We start from the raw sequence: 15,073 nt of genomic DNA, 5'->3' as shown, positions 1-15,073 counted from the left end.
TTATTCGCCAGAACTATGAGGACTCAAGTCCCGATAAACTCTCAAATCTAGCGGTAATTTGTAAACTGCAAAGCCACGGGATAATCTTCTTGCTTCAAGCGTTGAATCACCAACTGCAAATCATCCTTATCCTTAGCAGACACCCGCACTGCATCTCCTTGAATCGAACCTTGAATCTTCTTAAATTCATCGCGAATTAATTTAGTAATCTGTTTCGCGATTTCCTGACTAATTCCTTTTTTAAGTTTAATTTCTTGACGCACCCGACTGCCGCTAGCAGGTTCAGCTTTGCCGTAATCAAAAATTTTCAAAGATAAATTCCGCTTGGCGGCTTTAGTTTGCAAAACAGTGTGAATTGCGTCCAGAGTAAATTCGCTGTCCGTATTGACAGTAATTGATTCTGCGCCCAATTCCACGGTAGTTTTGGTATCTTTCAAGTCGTACCGGCTTTGAATTTCCCGCACAGTTTGATCAACAGCGTTAACTAATTCTTGCCGATCGAACTCGCTGACAATATCAAAGGAATAACTAGCAGCCATAAATTAGTAATTGGTAATGGGTAATTGGTAGTTGGTAATGGGTAATTAGTAATTAGTAGTTAATAATTAGTCATTAATTAAGCGTCTCTTAACTAATGACTAATGACCAGTGACTAATAACAATTAGCCATTAACAGCTCTCAAACTGAAATAGAATAAAGAAACAGTGCAAGAAGAACTAATCGCAAACATGAGCGATCGCGCCAGCGGCACATTCAGAATATAGAAAACCGAAAACAACAACCGGGCGATCGTAAAAGCGATCGCAGCCCAACCCGCCGCTTCCGAATCTACCCCCGTCACAAAAGCCATCAAAGCCGCCGCTGAAAACAGCATAAACGTCTCAAACGAATTTTGGTGAGCCCAAGTTGCCCGCTGAGCGTAAGCAGGCAACCTCTCAAACATAGCGCGGGGGGCTGCTTGGTCGTAGCCTAGCTGCAAGCGGGCGAACGCAACCACCAAAAACGGTGCGTAAACCAGCGCAGCAGCAGCAGCAATACAATCAAGCAGAATAACCGACACAGGTAATCCCAACAGCATCATCCGCCTCGCAGTTCAATCAAAATAGAACAGAGTAACTACCTTGCGCTGTTCCTCCGCATCCTGGCAAGTTTTCAGCAAAGTGTGGCTTTCGTGAAAAGCAAAACATATCAGTTGCTGGCAGCGAGAAATAATCTCCTGATTGCACATGGCGCTTGCTTCCGGGAGAGACAAGCTATCATTTTTGGGATTTTCTACCAAATGTATCACTTGTTCGAGTTGGTCGCGAGACTCCCGAGGCTGGCGGCTCATGCTTTGTGGCAAAATCACCGTCAGCAGATTAGGATCTGCTCGCATTGCCCCCCGAATTGCGGCTGAATTGGTGCCTGTAGCGCCAGAAGTGATGAGCTGATTGCCTCCCAGAACTAGGGCGTAGCTCAGCATCTCAATTAGCTGCTGGTGGGTAATAGGAACGTGGCGAGAACCCAAAAGAGCAAGCCGCTTGGAGCTGGTTTGCTGGATCGCCGCAAGTTCTTGTAAAAAATCATCTACTCTGGGTAGCTCAATTGATTGACTCAAAGAATTTATTAAATTAAATAAAACTACGTTGTGGATTTTAGCAGACTCACTAGCCATTGCCGCCAAAAAGAAGTTAAGAATTGCTGATTTACGGGATCGGGCTAGAGGATCTGGAGATTTGAGGAAGCCAGAAGGCAGAATGTCTCAAGACATTCGCCAGCCGGAGCTCAAGGTAGAATTCAAGAAAAATGGAGAATTTAAGAATTGTGGCTTTTTATTTATTTAAACAAAAAGTTTTCTCTGCCGAATACCTTCTTCCCTCAGCTCCGGCTCTGTTATTAATGGACTCGATCGCTCAGGCCCAAGGAAGCCATCAGACCCTCAAGGTCAAAATGTTCTGCCATTAGCTGAGTAACGCATTCCACCTTGATCGGTTCGTGCAGCCGCACGTTGCCAAAGGTGCTGTCGATAATTTCTACCGTGGTTAAGGTATCCAAATCAACAGACAAAACCGGAATTTCCATTTCTTCTGCCCTGCCAATCACTAGGGGAGAAGGAGGCAAGTGACCTGTCAAAATTAAGCACTGAGTCGAGCTCTCCAGAGCTGCTAGCTGAATGTCCGTGCGATCGCCCCCCGTCACCACCGCCATATTTCTCGCTTTGCGGAAATACTTCAGAGCAGAACTAACATTCATCGCGCCAATTGTCAAGGTTTCCACCATCAAGTCCAAACGGTCTCGACGGCACAGCACATCAGCTTTCAATTGGTGCACCAATTCTTTGACGCTGACACTTCGCAGCAAAGCACTTCTCGGCAGCATTCCCAAAACAGGAATACCCGCAGCCTCCAGAAAAGGCCGCACAGTCGCCGTTACCGATTCGAGTTTGTCCGAGGGAACGTCGTTGAGTACCACGCCCAGCAACCGCGAACCCAAACGCTGTTTAGCCGACAGCAAATCGTCTATATAAAGATCGATCGGGCGGGCTACCAACAGCACAGAGGCATCAACTGCCTCAGCGACTTGAGCCAAAGACAAGTCAAACAGACTGCCTTCCTCCAAATTAGCTGGGCCTTCTAACAGCACCAAGTCTCCGCTGGGAGCTTGCAAATATTGCGCTAAAGACTGGCGGTAATCTGTCTTGTCTTCTCTCCGCAAACGCTTGTGAACGGTCTCTTCATCCAAATACAGCAGTGTTGACGGCATCTGGCTTTCTGAGAGCTTCAGCGTCTCTACCGCGAACCGCACGTCTTCCTCCTCGATCGCAGCTCCCTCGGAGCTGAAACAGGTTCCCAGAGGTTTGCCGTAGGCGACGGCCAGTCCTTTTCCCCGGAGTCCGAGTGCCATCCCCAGGGCGATGGCCGACTTGCCGCTGTAAGCTTTTGTGGAACCGATCAGCAAATATTTAGTCAATTTGGGTACGCCTTCAATCCTCAATTTGCACCTGTCTATTTCAATAAATTTAGTTTTTTCTACAGTATTTCTGAACTGCGACTCAATTTGGCAATACTATTATACTCGATTTTGTCACTTTTGGGCAGATTGTTTTTTTACGAGAAATTTTTATTCGGCTGTTAGCAACCCTTTTCTTCCCATTCTTTTTACTTAATTTGGGTAAAGCCGTTTTTAAATTGTTTGTTTTACCCGCCGTTTTGGATAAAAATTTATCGCCACTGCTTCCTTTAATAACCGATTTTATTTATAAAAATTTTAGCCAGTCTTATTGCTAAATTTAGAGAGTAACACCGACTTTTATCAAATAAAAATAACAGGGTAGAAGTAGTGATTTTAGTATAAAGACCTATTGAGAGGGCTGGGTAAGTTTTTGTTTGGTATATAGCAATTAATTATATCATTTTTAAATTTTTGACCCCCTCCCCTTCATAACGGGAGCTTGGGGTGAGATAAAAAAATACGACTCATTTATGATTGCTATCAAACAGGTACTTTGTAGGAATAAATCCCGCTGCTTGCCTGCTCATTTTTGCATATAATTGAAAATCGATACCTTGTATTATTAGTTATTAATTATTAGTGCGATCGCCCGCGTTCAAACCGATCGGTAGCACTGCGAGCAATAAGCTGCTTAGGATCAGGCTTCTAGCTTCTAAACAAATAAATTGTCGGGCGGCGTGGGCTGGAGTTTTGGCAGCTCAAAGGCTGATTGCGATGCTAGCCAGATCGCAGTTCCAGGGCTGTAGATTGATTTTCCTTGGGCGGATCTACAGCGCTTTCCTCTCAGCTACCGAGTCGCAAAATTTGAACGAAATCGGACGGCGCGATTTGCCTAACGGCGATAGCTTCGCTTCACGCACTCCCACAGCACCAATGTCCGAAATAGGCTTTTGGGCTTGTCGCACAACAAATACAGCAGTTTTGAATTGGATGAAATACAGGTAGGGACTCAGGCTTTGCCTGAGTCCCTACGCGAAATCTGTATCACGCTCAACACAAAACTGCTGTAAATTTACTTTAGCAATGGGGAAAAGTGCTCACCCCCAAAGGGATTATTGAGAACGATCCAACAACTCACTTACTATTTCCGCTTCTCAAATAGGGCTGGCGCACCAATCATGTAATCTTGCCGTCGAGGCGTTACACTATTGGTGCGCCAGTTATAGCGCCCGTCAATCGATTTTAGATTTTAGATTTTAGAATTTAGATTGAAGAAAGCGACCCCACTGATAAATCCGGGGGCTGGCGATCGGGAGCGAGGAGCTTTTTTCTCGACCCGCGAATCAATCCGGGGGCCCCGGATTAAATTACTTGATTGTCAATTGCGGACTTTCGGGAGTGCGGCGGCGGTGAAAGTTATTCATCCATTCGCATCAGCTTGCGGTAAAACGTTTTAGAAAAATCCACAGTACGAGTCCGCTGAAAAGTCAGGAGTACCTCAATTAAGCAACTAACAAACTCAGAGCTTTGCATAGTCACTTCGTAGCTGAGTTCAGCATTGCCGTCAAACAACACCCGACAGCGGGTTAAGTCGATCGGCAGCGACGAGATATTCCAACTAGCGACAAACGGCACGCTCTCCCCACCGTCAATTTTTCTTGCCCCCTCCAAGCTTTTGAGCTTGTAGAGACCAATAGCGTGCGGTAAAAACTTGCGCCTGGGCTCTTGACAGAAAGGCGCGTAGACTTTCACTTCTTTGTCATCGGCTGGCTTGAGTTGAGGAATAGACATATTTCCACCTCAGACACTTATTACTAACAGATAGTTTAGATCCCCAGAAAAAACTAACAGATATTCCTGGTCGATCGCAAGCAAAAGTCAACCAAAATACTCGATGCAGTACCCGTTTACCAGGGTAGTACAAGCACCGAACCCGCTGGTTGTCCTTCCGTCCGCTTTCGACAAAAGTCCAGAAACTGATACAGTAGATGCTTATATCTAAAATCAAAAACTATTGGTGGTTGAATCAAGTAACCTATGCAGGAGAGTTCTTGGCCAGAAAACGACGCTCGCAGCGAGCTTAACTTGGACATCTCTGATTTAGCTCAAGAAGAGCTCAAGAGTTTGACCTCGCACTCGAAGCTCAGCAAAGTATTTGCTATACCAGACATTGGCGACAGGGTGTTTGACGCGGAAACAAAAGCAGAGCTCCCGGTTGCGGTGTCTGTGCCGGGAACTCCCTCTTTTCCTCAAAATCTGTACCGGGGACGCCGCAGAAAAGCCGCCGCAGTGCTGACGGCGATTTGGGCCGGCACGATCGCCCTGCACTTGATTTCTTGGGGTGCGTGGGTAGTGTGGGGGTTGACGGGACTGCTGTGGATGCAAGCATTTCGAGTTTTGTTTGCTTCGCCCAAGCCCGCACTGCCGCCTCTGGCCGATGAAAGCCGAGAGGATTGGCCTTACGTGTCGCTGCTGGTGGCAGCGAAAAATGAGGAAGCGGTGATTGCCCGATTCGTAGAATCCATCTGCAATGTAGATTATCCGATCGACCGCTACGAAGTTTGGGCGATCGACGATCACAGCAGCGACGCCACGCCGCTAGTATTGGAACAGCTAACCAAAAAGTACCCCCAGCTCAAAGTATTTCGCAGAGGAGCAAATGCCAGTGGCGGGAAGTCGGGAGCACTCAATCAAGTGTTACCGCTGACTCGCGGGGAATTTGTGGGAATATTTGACGCCGACGCGACGGTAACGCCAGATTTGCTGCGCCGGGTGCTGCCAGTGTTCCATGGAGAAAAGGTAGGGGCTGTGCAAGTCAGAAAAGCCATCGCCAATGCTTCGGTAAATTTTTGGACTCGTGGCCAAGAAGCCGAAATGGCTCTCGACAGTTTTTTCCAGCAGCAGCGGATTGCGATCGGCGGCATTGGAGAATTGCGCGGTAACGGCCAATTCATGCGTCGCACCGCCTTGGAAAGCTGCGGAGGCTGGAACGAGGAGACGATTACCGACGACCTGGATTTGACTCTGAGGCTGCACCTAGACCGATGGGACATAGAATTTCTCGCTTTCCCAGCCGTGTCAGAAGAAGGAGTCACTAACCCTCGCGCTCTGTGGCACCAGCGCAATCGCTGGGCCGAAGGTGGCTATCAGCGTTATCTTGACTACTGGCGGCTAATTTTGCGGAACCGCATGGGAACTGGGAAAACTTGGGATTTATTTGGATTTTGGGTATCTCAATATTTCTTACCCACAGTAGCGCTACCCGACTTTGTGATGTCAATTGCGCTGCGCCGGATGCCGATCGCCAGTCCCATAACTTTTATGACCCTTACATTGTCGGTGGTGGGAATGTTTGTCGGTTTGCGCCGCACTCGCAAAGAGACCAAATTTGACGTTAAAAGAGTTTTTGTCACCTTGCTGCAAACGCTGCGGGGTACTGTGTATATGTTCCACTGGCTGCTGGTAGGGACTGTGACGGCTCGGATTGCGGTACGGCCCAAGCGGCTCAAATGGGTCAAAACCGTCCATCAAGGCGCTGTTAATAGCATCAAGTAAACAATTCGCAAAAATATCTCGGCACAGGCCGAACGTCCGAAGATTTTCCGAGACAAAAAAACACCCACGCTCGCCAAATATCTCCCCGCCAGAGCCGACAGTAAAATTTGGCAATTCCTAGAAAAAAACACTTTGAAACAGCTTAGGTAATAGGTAATCGGCGAGCGGTAATAGCGAATAAGTAATCGGTCATACACAAGTCGAAAAATAAAAGATAAAATCGATAATTTTTAACTTTTAACTTGACAAAAAACCAATTACTATCTATTAATTATGAATTGCCAATTAGGACGAATTGCTTGTTGCCAACTACCCGTAACCCGTAATTGATAATGGATTTGTTAGAGTACCAAGCTAAATCTTTATTTCGCCAGATGGCAATTCCGATTTTGCCGTCGCAGCAGATTGACAATCCCGCTGACCTCAAAGGACTGAAAATTCCCTACCCCGTTGTACTCAAATCGCAAGTGCGGGCTGGGGGACGGGGCCGGGCGGGCGGTATCAAGTTTGTGGAAAATACGATCGATGCAGTAGCAGCCGCCCAAACAATTTTTAATTTGCCGATCGAGGATGAATATCCCCAAGTTCTACTGGCAGAAGCAAAGTACAACGCTGACCAAGAATTGTACTTAGCGGTACTCCTAGACCCCGTAGCCCGCCGCCCGGTGCTTCTGGGTTCGAGACAAGGAGGTATGGATGTCGAACGGTCGATCGAGCAAATGCAGCAAGTTGCCGTAGATCAAGAATTTTCGCCATTCTACGCGAGGCGTCTCACGCTGAAAATGGGATTGCAGGGAGACTTGATTCAATCGGTGAGCACCATTGTCGAAAAAATGTACCGGCTGTTTGTTGAAAAAGATTTAGATCTAGTAGAAATCAATCCTCTCGGCATTAGCCCAACGGGAGAGGTAATGGCTTTAGACGGTAAAGTGACCGCCAACGACGATGCCTTGGGGCGACATCCAGATTTGGCAGCACTATCGGGGAAGAGGCAAAACAGCGGGTTGGCACGGGAAAGGAGAAGTCTCCATGCCCCTGGCGATCGCCCCCATTCCCACTCGAAGGTTCAGCAGTCGCCGGAGTTTGACCCCAAATCTAAATCGCCAATCTCGAATTCCGAATCCCTGCAATTAATCGAACTAGACGGGAATATCGCGATTTTGTGCAACGGAGTGGGCCTGACAATGGCAACTCTAGATGCTGTAACCCACCAAGGAGGAAAACCAGCTAATTTTGTGAATATTGGTTCCCTAGACCGCTACGAAGCAGCAAATGCCCTGCGCGATCGCGCGGATTTGGGTCTGGAGTTAGTCGCTCAGGATAAAAGCGTTAAGGTGATACTTGTAAATATTTTGGGCAGCGCCTCCAAGACCGAGGAAATAATCGCTGCAGTAGCCGGCTATTTGGAACGGAAAGCTCGCGCTAACCGCCACATCCAAGTGGTGCTGCGGCTGGTAGAGATCGATGCTGATGCTGTTAAAAAGCGTTTGGGACAGTTGCCGGTGCAGCTAGCTAGCACTTTGGATGAGGCCGCGGCCGCTTCTGTATCCTCCGCCAAGTAGCGGCAGTCGATCGGCAAAAAATGAGATTTCTGTACAGATGAAGGCCTTCTGCTTTTTACAGATCGAGTGTCAAGTGGGAAAAAATGAATTTAACTCCTGAAAGCAAAGTCCTAGTACAGGGCATTACAGAATCTCCCGCGTCCACCCGCGCCGCCCTGATGATGAAAGCATACGGCACGAATGTAGTCGCCGGTGTTAGTCCCGGTCGGGGGGGGCTGCAGGTGGAGGGAATTCCGATTTTTGATTTGGTAGAACAAGCAGTGGCGGCAGTGGGTCACGTTGACACTGCGGTAATTTTGGTAGACGCTTACTCGGTGCTGGATGCTGCTTTAGAAGCGATCGCCGGAGGAATTCGGCAAATCGCGATCGTTACTGGGGGAGTGCCTCCTCTGGATATGGTGCACTTAGTCAGAAAAGCAGAAGCCACCGAAACTTTGGTAATCGGGCCCAACAGTCCGGGGATTATTGTGCCCGACAAACTCCTGCTGGGAACTCACCCCAAGGAATTTTACACTCCCGGCCCGGTGGGAGTGATCAGCCGCAGCAGCACTTTGACTTACGAAGTTGCCCTAGAACTGACGGAGGCTGGGTTGGGACAGTCGATGGCGGTTTGTATTGGCTGCGACGCGATTGTCGGTTCTTCTTTTATGCAGTGGCTGCAAATTTTGGACGAAGACGACAGTACCGAAGCGATAGTTTTGGTGGGGGAAGTTGGCGGGTGGAGTGAACAAGCTGCTGCTTCTTACATCGCCTCGGCGATCGACAAACCCGTGGTTGCTTATCTGGCCGGCCGCTACGCTCCCAAGGGGCCGTCTTTGGGCCACGCCGGCATCCTGATCAGTTCTCGGGCGGCTGCCCAGAAAGCCTTTGGAGTTACGGCCCCAAACAAAATGGCTGCCTTTGAAGAGGCGGACATACCTGTGGCGGCTCGACCTTCAGAGATTCCTAAGTTGCTCAAAAAATTGCTAAAGAAAAATTGATTGCTTTGGGAGTTTTCACAAAAGTCCTAACCCTTTTGGGGGTTGGGATAGGGGTAGGGCGGGGGCCGGTTTGGTCTCAAAAGACTCGGCAGAATGGCACAACAGCCGCTTCAACCCGCCTTTAGGACACATTTATGATTTTTTTACCAAAGCCCTCTGACCGGCGTCACAGGCTGCGGTGCGGGTGCTGGCAAAGGGGCGGCGCGGCGCGGCGCTGGAGGCGGAGTTGTTGGCTGCACGCTGCGGCGAGGCTCGATCGGACTTTCGGGGCGAGTTGTTTCAGTTGTGCGAGTTGTCGATCTCGTCACATCTTGAAGCAGGCTTCGCAGAGTTCCAGCTATACTCTGAACTTTGCCAACAGCGGTGCGAAGGCTGGCAACATCTACGTAAACCTCGTTGAGAGGATACTTTTTCAGGATTTCCAGCAGCGATACCTTACCGTCATCCCCCGATGCCAGGATCACCGCTGCCCGCAAAGCTTTCCCGCTTTCTGTGCGGCGCTGAGTCCGAATTGCTTGACCGATTTGGTCAGTGATTTTTTCTCCCGGGGTGCTGTAAACTACCCTAGCCAGATTAGCAGGCTTTAAACCGATTTCTAGACCCATGAACCCCCGCAATATTTGCGCGTCCATTTTGGAGAACCGGATAATTTGTTGCAGGGTTGGCGTCGTCGTGCCCTCTTTAGCAAAGTCTTCTAAGTCGCTGACATTGATGGCTTGTCTGATCGGGCCAAAGGTGAGGACAACTTTTTCGGCCCCTAATGCTCTACTGCTGCTAGATAATATGCTCCCGCTTGCTCCTAAAAATAGGACAATCCCGATCGATACAAATTTTGTTAATTTCATATTCACCGCTAGATTAAAATTATTTTTTCGAGATTTGTACATTATAGATGCAGCAGTTATATTCTACAAGGTCGCCAGTGTAATTTGTGCCGGCGTCACACCCACAATCTCGACCGAGACTTTTTCTCGATCTTGACTTTAAGAATAAGTAACCAACTCTACCCAAATATTTTTGCTTCTATTCATTCTGCTTTCTACCTTCTCGATGTCCAGCCTTCTACATCATATTGCCTTCAGCCTTCTACATAAGTGCCTTATAAAAATTATAGTAATCCCCCTGATGCAGAGGAAATTATTAATTGCTGAAACATAAGGAATTACTTATTATTTCTCTCCTAGACCACTAAATCCCTCTTCCCTCTTCCCTCTTCCTTCTTCCTTCTTCCTTCTTCCTTCTTCCTTCTTGTATATGTTGTTGAAAACCAAGCGCAAATCCAAGAAATCCAAACACAAGCACAGCGAAAAAACAACCGCGCTAAGCAAAAAAGAAGTAGCTGCACAAAAACGCAAAATTTCAGAAAAGCGCAATGAATTGGTGCAGGCGATCGCCATAAGCTGCTTAGTCACCGTTGCTCTCAGCATCCCCCTGTTGTTCGTGGCCGGCCCTAAGATTGCTATTGCAGGAGGCGCAGCCGCAGCCATCTTGCTGCTTTCCTACAAATACCCCCGTCAAGCTTTGTGGACTTTTCTAATTTACCTGCCTTTCAGCGGTACAATTACTTACGCAATTGGCGGCGGGAATGCTGCATTTCAATTAGCCAAAGATGCTTTCTACATACCAGCTCTCATCGCCCTAATTCAAAGCTGCAAAAAGAAACAGTTGCCCCTGTTCATCCCCAAACAAATGCTTTCTACCTTTAGCATCCTGTTGATGATGGCAATGCTAACTTTAATTTTTGTCAACGGCGATATGCAGCTCAACCCTATGAAGGGTGAGAAACCAATTCTGCAAGGAATTCTCGGCTTAAAAGTATTGATAGGTTACATACCGCTTATGGCTTGTACCTATTATCTGCTCCGCACTAAGAAGGATTTGGTATTTTTTAGTCGAATGCACATCGTTTTGGCGATAGTTTGCTGCCTTCTCGGTTTGATTCAGTACCTGTTGCTGCAAAGTGGAAAATGTGCGGGTACCCGAGGAATGATCGGAAACGACTTATATAAAGCAACGCTGCAAGCTAGATGTTTTGTCGGCGGTTCTTTAGTGTTCAGTCCAGAAGTCAAGTTTATCCGCTTGCCGGGAACTTTTGTAGCCCCTTGGCAGTGGGCTTGGTTTTTAATTTCTAATGCTTTTTTAACCTTTGCCTCTGCCTTTTGCGACCCTTCATTCTGGTGGCGAGTTATCGGTTTATTTGGCATGGCATTAGTATTTGCCAATGCAGTTATTTCCGGTCAAAGAGCTGCTTTAGTTCTGGTTCCCGTTGCTACGGCAATCCTGCTAGTTCTCACCGGTCAATTAGTTAATTTAAAACGATTTATTCCCATCGGTGCAGGACTGGCGATTCTGCTGTTTGTCGGTGCAGCAATTAACCCGGAAATTATCGAGCAGCAGCGGGAGAGTTTTGTTAACCGCTGGAAGGCTGCACCGCCCCAGCAGTTTCTCTTTAATCAGTTCCAGCAAAGCCACAATTTTATTATTGACAGACCTCTCGGTAGAGGTGTGGGACGAGCAACTAATTCAACGCGAATATTTGGTGCTACGCAGCTAATTGAAACTTTCCAACCTAAGTTGATTTACGAACTCGGTTATCCGGGAATGATTGCTTTTCAGGTCATGGTTTTACACTTGGCTTTTATAACTTTTAGAGCTTACCGTTCTGTGAAAGACAAAAGTTTGCGGAGTTACGGAGCTAGTTTTTGGGTATTTGTGGGATTTATTACGATCAATCCTCAATACTATCCCCTGGATGTAGATCCAGTGTCGGTGTATTATTGGGTTTTAGCTGGGGCGATTTTAAAGTTGCCCAAAATTGACAAACAGGTGCAGGATGAAAAACCCCAAGAACTTGAGTCAAATGATTTGCAAGTTCACCAGCAATTAAAGGAGAAAAAAATTATTGCATCTGCCCCAATTTGAGAAGAGTTTTGAGTGTTGAGTTGGGTGGATTCTTTCTTGTTCAGTAACCCGCTTTCGATCCAAGGCGGTACAAATATAGCCCGCAGTTCATGGTTTATCTGTGCTAAAACCGACCCCTACAGCATATTGTGACTCGTAACTTTACTGCGGTTGCCAAACGGGATTGCTAGCATTCAAATCTTTGTCGTTTGTCAATTTAGTCAATGCCGAACCGTCCCGATTAATTAAATACAAGTTGCTTTTGTCTCCTTGGATTTCGTTAAATATAAAAGCAATTTGCTGGCTGTCAGCAGACCAAGCTAATTCTGAAATTCCCGACGGTTTTAGCCGGGTAGCTAGTTGATTTAGCTGGTTCCCGTCAGCATTGATTGTGTAGAGTTTTTGATTGTTAAACTCTCCGGCAACGAAGGCAATAAGTTTGCCATCCGGCGACCACGAAATTTCGTCGTAGTTTCTGGGTTTTTGGGTGAGGTTCTTGGCTGTCCCCCGGTTAATGTCGAGCAGGTAGATATCTTGCTGTTCGCGTGCTGAATCGCCGGGTTTATTATAATAGTAAGCAATGCGGCTGCTGTCGGGCGACCAAAATAGTTTGACGTTGTAAACCTCATTTTGCGGGTTGTTCGTCAAATTTTTGAGGTTGGTTCCATTGGCATTAATTGTGTAAATTTGCTGTTTCGGATAAGCGCCGACCAGGAAAGCAATTTTTGTGCCATCTGGCGACCACACAAATTCACTTCCGCCCGATGATATATATTCGCCGGGACTTTTAGTTAGTTTGGTCATTCCCGAACCGTCGGCATTCATTTTGTAAATATTTTTATCCTTGACAAATGCTACCTGCTGGCCGTCGGGTGAAATGTAAAATTCCGATGAAATTTCTGTTTTAGGCGGCTGTCCTCCTACTTCCAAATTCCTAACTAATTTAGTTCCTTTAATGCCAGAAGTGTTGCTTGTATAAAGTGATTGGCTGCCGGGAGCATCAGAGGTAAAACCGTCGCAAGAACGGGCAAAAACAAGTTTCTGGCTGTTGGAAAACCAAGCTATTTCAAAATTAGCTGCTTTGCAACCAGCCTCAGCAAACTGTTTAGTTAGTCGAGAACCGTCAGCATTGACTGTATAGATGTCGCTGTATCCGCTAACGAAAGCCAGCCGCTGGCCGTTGGGCGACCACACTAGGGGAGCGATAACATCTATATTACGTGTAAGTTCGCGGCGAGCGGAACTGGTAGCATTGACCGCAAATAAAGTGGATCTGTTCTCGCTGCCGCGCATCTGGAGGGCGGTAAACGCTAGTATCCTTGGTTTTTGGGCTGCGGTTGGGGGAGGGCTGTGAAGGCTCAAAAACAAGGTGATTGAGAGTGTTAGGGAGATTAGGCCGATCGCCCTTACCAGCCATAATTTATTCAAACGCATTTTGTTGGTTTATTTGTCGGTTTATCTGTAGTTCACAGTGTTTGTCTGTCAATATGTCGTGACAGCCTCAAACTCTGTTTAATTCTACCAATAATTAGCTCGAACATTTTTTTGCGGGACGGATTCTTGCTGCTGGGCGGCATCCCTAACTCGCAACACATCAAGTTCAAGTCAGTTGCACTCATTGCCAACAATTTTTTCCTCACCTCTTCTTCATTTCCATTTTTAGCTTGTAAACGCAGTTCTTCATAAGTTTCTAGAACATTTCCAGCCGATAAATTAGCAGGTTTATTAACATCAGCACCACTGGAAATATCGGAATTTTTTGACCCAGCAGAAAGCCCTCCCCGCTTGACTTGAGCTTCAAGCCTGGTTAATTTTCGAGCAACGTCCCGCAAGATTTCCTTAAGTTCGCCAATTTCCTCAACTAACCCCCCGCTTGCTTGTTCGGAAGCAGCCAAAATTTCTTTTTTACTCATTTCAGATACTCCTCACACTCGCGCCATAGTTGTTCAAATTCTCTAACTAATTCTCGCGGCAGTTCTCCCTCATTAATTGCCCGTTTTAGCCCGACGCTTTCCCGAATTGTCGATTCTAAAAATCTAACTTCTATGTTATTATCTTTTGATATCTCAGCGCAAAGTCTCTTTACTTCTCTCATGTAAAACTGAACTTCATTTGTCAGCAATCCTCCATAGGTTTTAGCTTTATTCATAAAGACTGCTATCTTGGGAAACGGATAAGGCTCAATCCGTTTCTGGAGCGAGTTTAAAACTAAACTCAATCCCCTAGAACCAAAATAATCGGGATTGACGGGAATTAATATTAAGTCGCAGCAAGAGAGTACGCTGTAGGTGAGGAGGCTGAAGGAAGGCGAACAGTCAAAAAGCATCAAATCGTATTTGGGGAGATTGGCAGAGTTGGCGATTTTGCCGATGAATCTGCGGATGAAGTCTTTAACACTTTTTCCCTCAAATCCATCAATATCCAACCAATACAATTCTTCAACTGAAGGGACAAAATGCAACTGTTCGTCAATCTGATAAATGGTCTCGAAACCAACGGGAAATTTAAAATTCTGTCCGGCTTTTTTAAAGACTTCTAGAGCGTCGTAAATTGTAAGTCTATGCTTGAGAGATTTTTCGTACCACTTACCAAATTTGTCATCTAAATGACCTGTATTTTCGTTAAGTCCGATCGCCTCTGTGAGCGACATTTGCGGATCTAAGTCTAACATCAAGACTTCTAAGTCTGTTCCTTGGGATATAATATTTCCCAGACTCCAAGTGACGGTAGTCTTTCCGACACCGCCTTTGAAGTTGATTACGGCTATTGATTTAGGACTCATGGCTGGCTTTGTTTGGATTTTGCTCAAATATAAATTAAAACATATTGTGTGACTTTGTTCAGCGCGCGATCGCCCCTGAGCAGCCCGATATGCCAATTGACATAAAAGGCAGACTATGATAAAGAATTAAATAATAAAATAAAACTATTAGCCACCCCAAAGGTGAACTAAAACATATATTCTGGATTTAAGGAAAAAGAACAGGGCTATTGAATTCTCGATCGACTTGATGTTGAAAAGGTTTTATCTAATCTGAATACTTGTGCTTCTTTGAGAACCTTATTTGCATGGTGTTTAAAGGCTTTGGGGGAAGTACCTACCGATAAATATCAGCTTTCAAGTGGAAAATTAAGTAAAATAA

General features: G+C 46.5%; 14 protein-coding genes. 5 read left to right on the top strand and 9 right to left on the bottom strand.

All coding sequences use genetic code 11. The features are described 5' to 3' along the window. Positions 1-47 precede the first annotated feature (47 nt). From QUA47_RS00165 to QUA47_RS00155, 3 genes are all read right to left on the bottom strand, one after another. On the bottom strand, positions 48-539 hold the full coding sequence (locus QUA47_RS00165; protein WP_006634691.1) for a YajQ family cyclic di-GMP-binding protein: 492 nt from the start codon (positions 537-539) through the stop codon (positions 48-50). A gap of 123 nt (positions 540-662) precedes the next feature. Next, a complete protein-coding gene (locus QUA47_RS00160) occupies positions 663-1,079 on the bottom strand; it encodes an MAPEG family protein (protein ID WP_333218812.1) in 417 nt (138 codons plus the stop codon). A gap of 15 nt (positions 1,080-1,094) precedes the next feature. Continuing rightward, complete coding sequence (locus QUA47_RS00155; protein WP_190656016.1) at positions 1,095-1,598, bottom strand: DNA recombination-mediator protein A; 504 nt, start codon at positions 1,596-1,598, stop codon at positions 1,095-1,097. 28 nt (positions 1,599-1,626) lie between these two features. Between QUA47_RS00155 and QUA47_RS00150 the strand changes: the two genes are divergently transcribed. After that, the gene (locus QUA47_RS00150; RefSeq protein ID WP_333429241.1) at positions 1,627-1,824 is read left to right on the top strand and encodes a hypothetical protein; all 198 of its coding nucleotides are present in this window, start codon (positions 1,627-1,629) and stop codon (positions 1,822-1,824) included. Between the two features lie 52 nt (positions 1,825-1,876). On the opposite strand, the gene QUA47_RS00145 is transcribed toward QUA47_RS00150, so the two are convergent. Then, on the bottom strand, positions 1,877-2,974 hold the full coding sequence (locus QUA47_RS00145) for a phosphotransacetylase family protein (protein WP_333405433.1): 1,098 nt from the start codon (positions 2,972-2,974) through the stop codon (positions 1,877-1,879). Positions 2,975-4,348: 1,374 nt separating this feature from the next. After that, on the bottom strand, positions 4,349-4,723 hold the full coding sequence (gene ebsA, locus QUA47_RS00140; protein ID WP_006634686.1) for a type IV pilus biogenesis protein EbsA: 375 nt from the start codon (positions 4,721-4,723) through the stop codon (positions 4,349-4,351). 246 nt (positions 4,724-4,969) lie between these two features. Between ebsA and QUA47_RS00135 the strand changes: the two genes are divergently transcribed. The 3 genes from QUA47_RS00135 (at position 4,970) to QUA47_RS00125 (ending at position 9,029) form a co-directional block, all read left to right on the top strand. Further along, complete coding sequence (locus tag QUA47_RS00135) at positions 4,970-6,487, top strand: glycosyltransferase family 2 protein (protein WP_333429240.1); 1,518 nt, start codon at positions 4,970-4,972, stop codon at positions 6,485-6,487. Positions 6,488-6,819: 332 nt separating this feature from the next. After that, on the top strand, positions 6,820-8,049 hold the full coding sequence (locus QUA47_RS00130; RefSeq protein WP_333405429.1) for a succinate--CoA ligase subunit beta: 1,230 nt from the start codon (positions 6,820-6,822) through the stop codon (positions 8,047-8,049). Positions 8,050-8,132: 83 nt separating this feature from the next. Continuing rightward, the gene (locus QUA47_RS00125; protein WP_333429239.1) at positions 8,133-9,029 is read left to right on the top strand and encodes a CoA-binding protein; all 897 of its coding nucleotides are present in this window, start codon (positions 8,133-8,135) and stop codon (positions 9,027-9,029) included. A gap of 143 nt (positions 9,030-9,172) precedes the next feature. Here the strand turns inward: QUA47_RS00125 and QUA47_RS00120 are convergent, their stop codons facing one another. Continuing rightward, positions 9,173-9,874 carry an alpha/beta hydrolase gene (locus tag QUA47_RS00120; RefSeq protein ID WP_333429238.1) on the bottom strand — a complete coding sequence of 234 codons (702 nt, stop codon included), beginning with the start codon at positions 9,872-9,874 and terminating at the stop codon, positions 9,173-9,175. 409 nt (positions 9,875-10,283) lie between these two features. Here QUA47_RS00120 and hpsL point away from each other — a divergent pair, with 409 nt between their 5' ends. Next, positions 10,284-11,951 carry a hormogonium polysaccharide biosynthesis protein HpsL gene (gene hpsL, locus QUA47_RS00115; RefSeq protein ID WP_333429237.1) on the top strand — a complete coding sequence of 556 codons (1,668 nt, stop codon included), beginning with the start codon at positions 10,284-10,286 and terminating at the stop codon, positions 11,949-11,951. Between the two features lie 141 nt (positions 11,952-12,092). Here the strand turns inward: hpsL and QUA47_RS00110 are convergent, their stop codons facing one another. Genes QUA47_RS00110 through QUA47_RS00100 form a run of 3 tightly spaced genes read right to left on the bottom strand, consistent with a single transcriptional unit; the run spans position 12,093 to position 14,712 of the window. Continuing rightward, the gene (locus QUA47_RS00110; protein WP_333429236.1) at positions 12,093-13,364 is read right to left on the bottom strand and encodes a DPP IV N-terminal domain-containing protein; all 1,272 of its coding nucleotides are present in this window, start codon (positions 13,362-13,364) and stop codon (positions 12,093-12,095) included. Between the two features lie 32 nt (positions 13,365-13,396). Next, a complete protein-coding gene (locus QUA47_RS00105) occupies positions 13,397-13,843 on the bottom strand; it encodes a hypothetical protein (RefSeq protein WP_333429235.1) in 447 nt (148 codons plus the stop codon). Continuing rightward, complete coding sequence (locus QUA47_RS00100; RefSeq protein WP_190662708.1) at positions 13,840-14,712, bottom strand: ParA family protein; 873 nt, start codon at positions 14,710-14,712, stop codon at positions 13,840-13,842. The genes QUA47_RS00105 and QUA47_RS00100 overlap by 4 nt, the downstream gene beginning before the upstream one ends. Positions 14,713-15,073: the final 361 nt, after the last annotated feature.

The organism is Microcoleus sp. MON2_D5 (assembly GCF_036701905.1).
Taxonomy (GTDB): domain Bacteria; phylum Cyanobacteriota; class Cyanobacteriia; order Cyanobacteriales; family Microcoleaceae; genus Microcoleus.
Note: the sequence above shows the minus strand (reverse complement) of the source record. Positions and strands in the feature narration are given on the sequence as shown.

Bases quoted from the DNA above. Each gene is read 5' to 3' on its own strand.
- QUA47_RS00165 (WP_006634691.1), bottom strand. From the start codon at position 539: ATGGCTGCTAGTTATTCCTTTGATATTGTCAGCGAGTTCGATCGGCAA.
- QUA47_RS00160 (WP_333218812.1), bottom strand. From the start codon at position 1,079: ATGCTGTTGGGATTACCTGTGTCGGTTATTCTGCTTGATTGTATTGCT.
- ebsA (WP_006634686.1), bottom strand. From the start codon at position 4,723: ATGTCTATTCCTCAACTCAAGCCAGCCGATGACAAAGAAGTGAAAGTC.
- QUA47_RS00135 (WP_333429240.1), top strand. From the start codon at position 4,970: ATGCAGGAGAGTTCTTGGCCAGAAAACGACGCTCGCAGCGAGCTTAAC.
- QUA47_RS00130 (WP_333405429.1), top strand. From the start codon at position 6,820: ATGGATTTGTTAGAGTACCAAGCTAAATCTTTATTTCGCCAGATGGCA.
- QUA47_RS00125 (WP_333429239.1), top strand. From the start codon at position 8,133: ATGAATTTAACTCCTGAAAGCAAAGTCCTAGTACAGGGCATTACAGAA.
- QUA47_RS00120 (WP_333429238.1), bottom strand. From the start codon at position 9,874: ATGAAATTAACAAAATTTGTATCGATCGGGATTGTCCTATTTTTAGGA.
- hpsL (WP_333429237.1), top strand. From the start codon at position 10,284: ATGTTGTTGAAAACCAAGCGCAAATCCAAGAAATCCAAACACAAGCAC.
- QUA47_RS00110 (WP_333429236.1), bottom strand. From the start codon at position 13,364: ATGCGTTTGAATAAATTATGGCTGGTAAGGGCGATCGGCCTAATCTCC.
- QUA47_RS00105 (WP_333429235.1), bottom strand. From the start codon at position 13,843: ATGAGTAAAAAAGAAATTTTGGCTGCTTCCGAACAAGCAAGCGGGGGG.
- QUA47_RS00100 (WP_190662708.1), bottom strand. From the start codon at position 14,712: ATGAGTCCTAAATCAATAGCCGTAATCAACTTCAAAGGCGGTGTCGGA.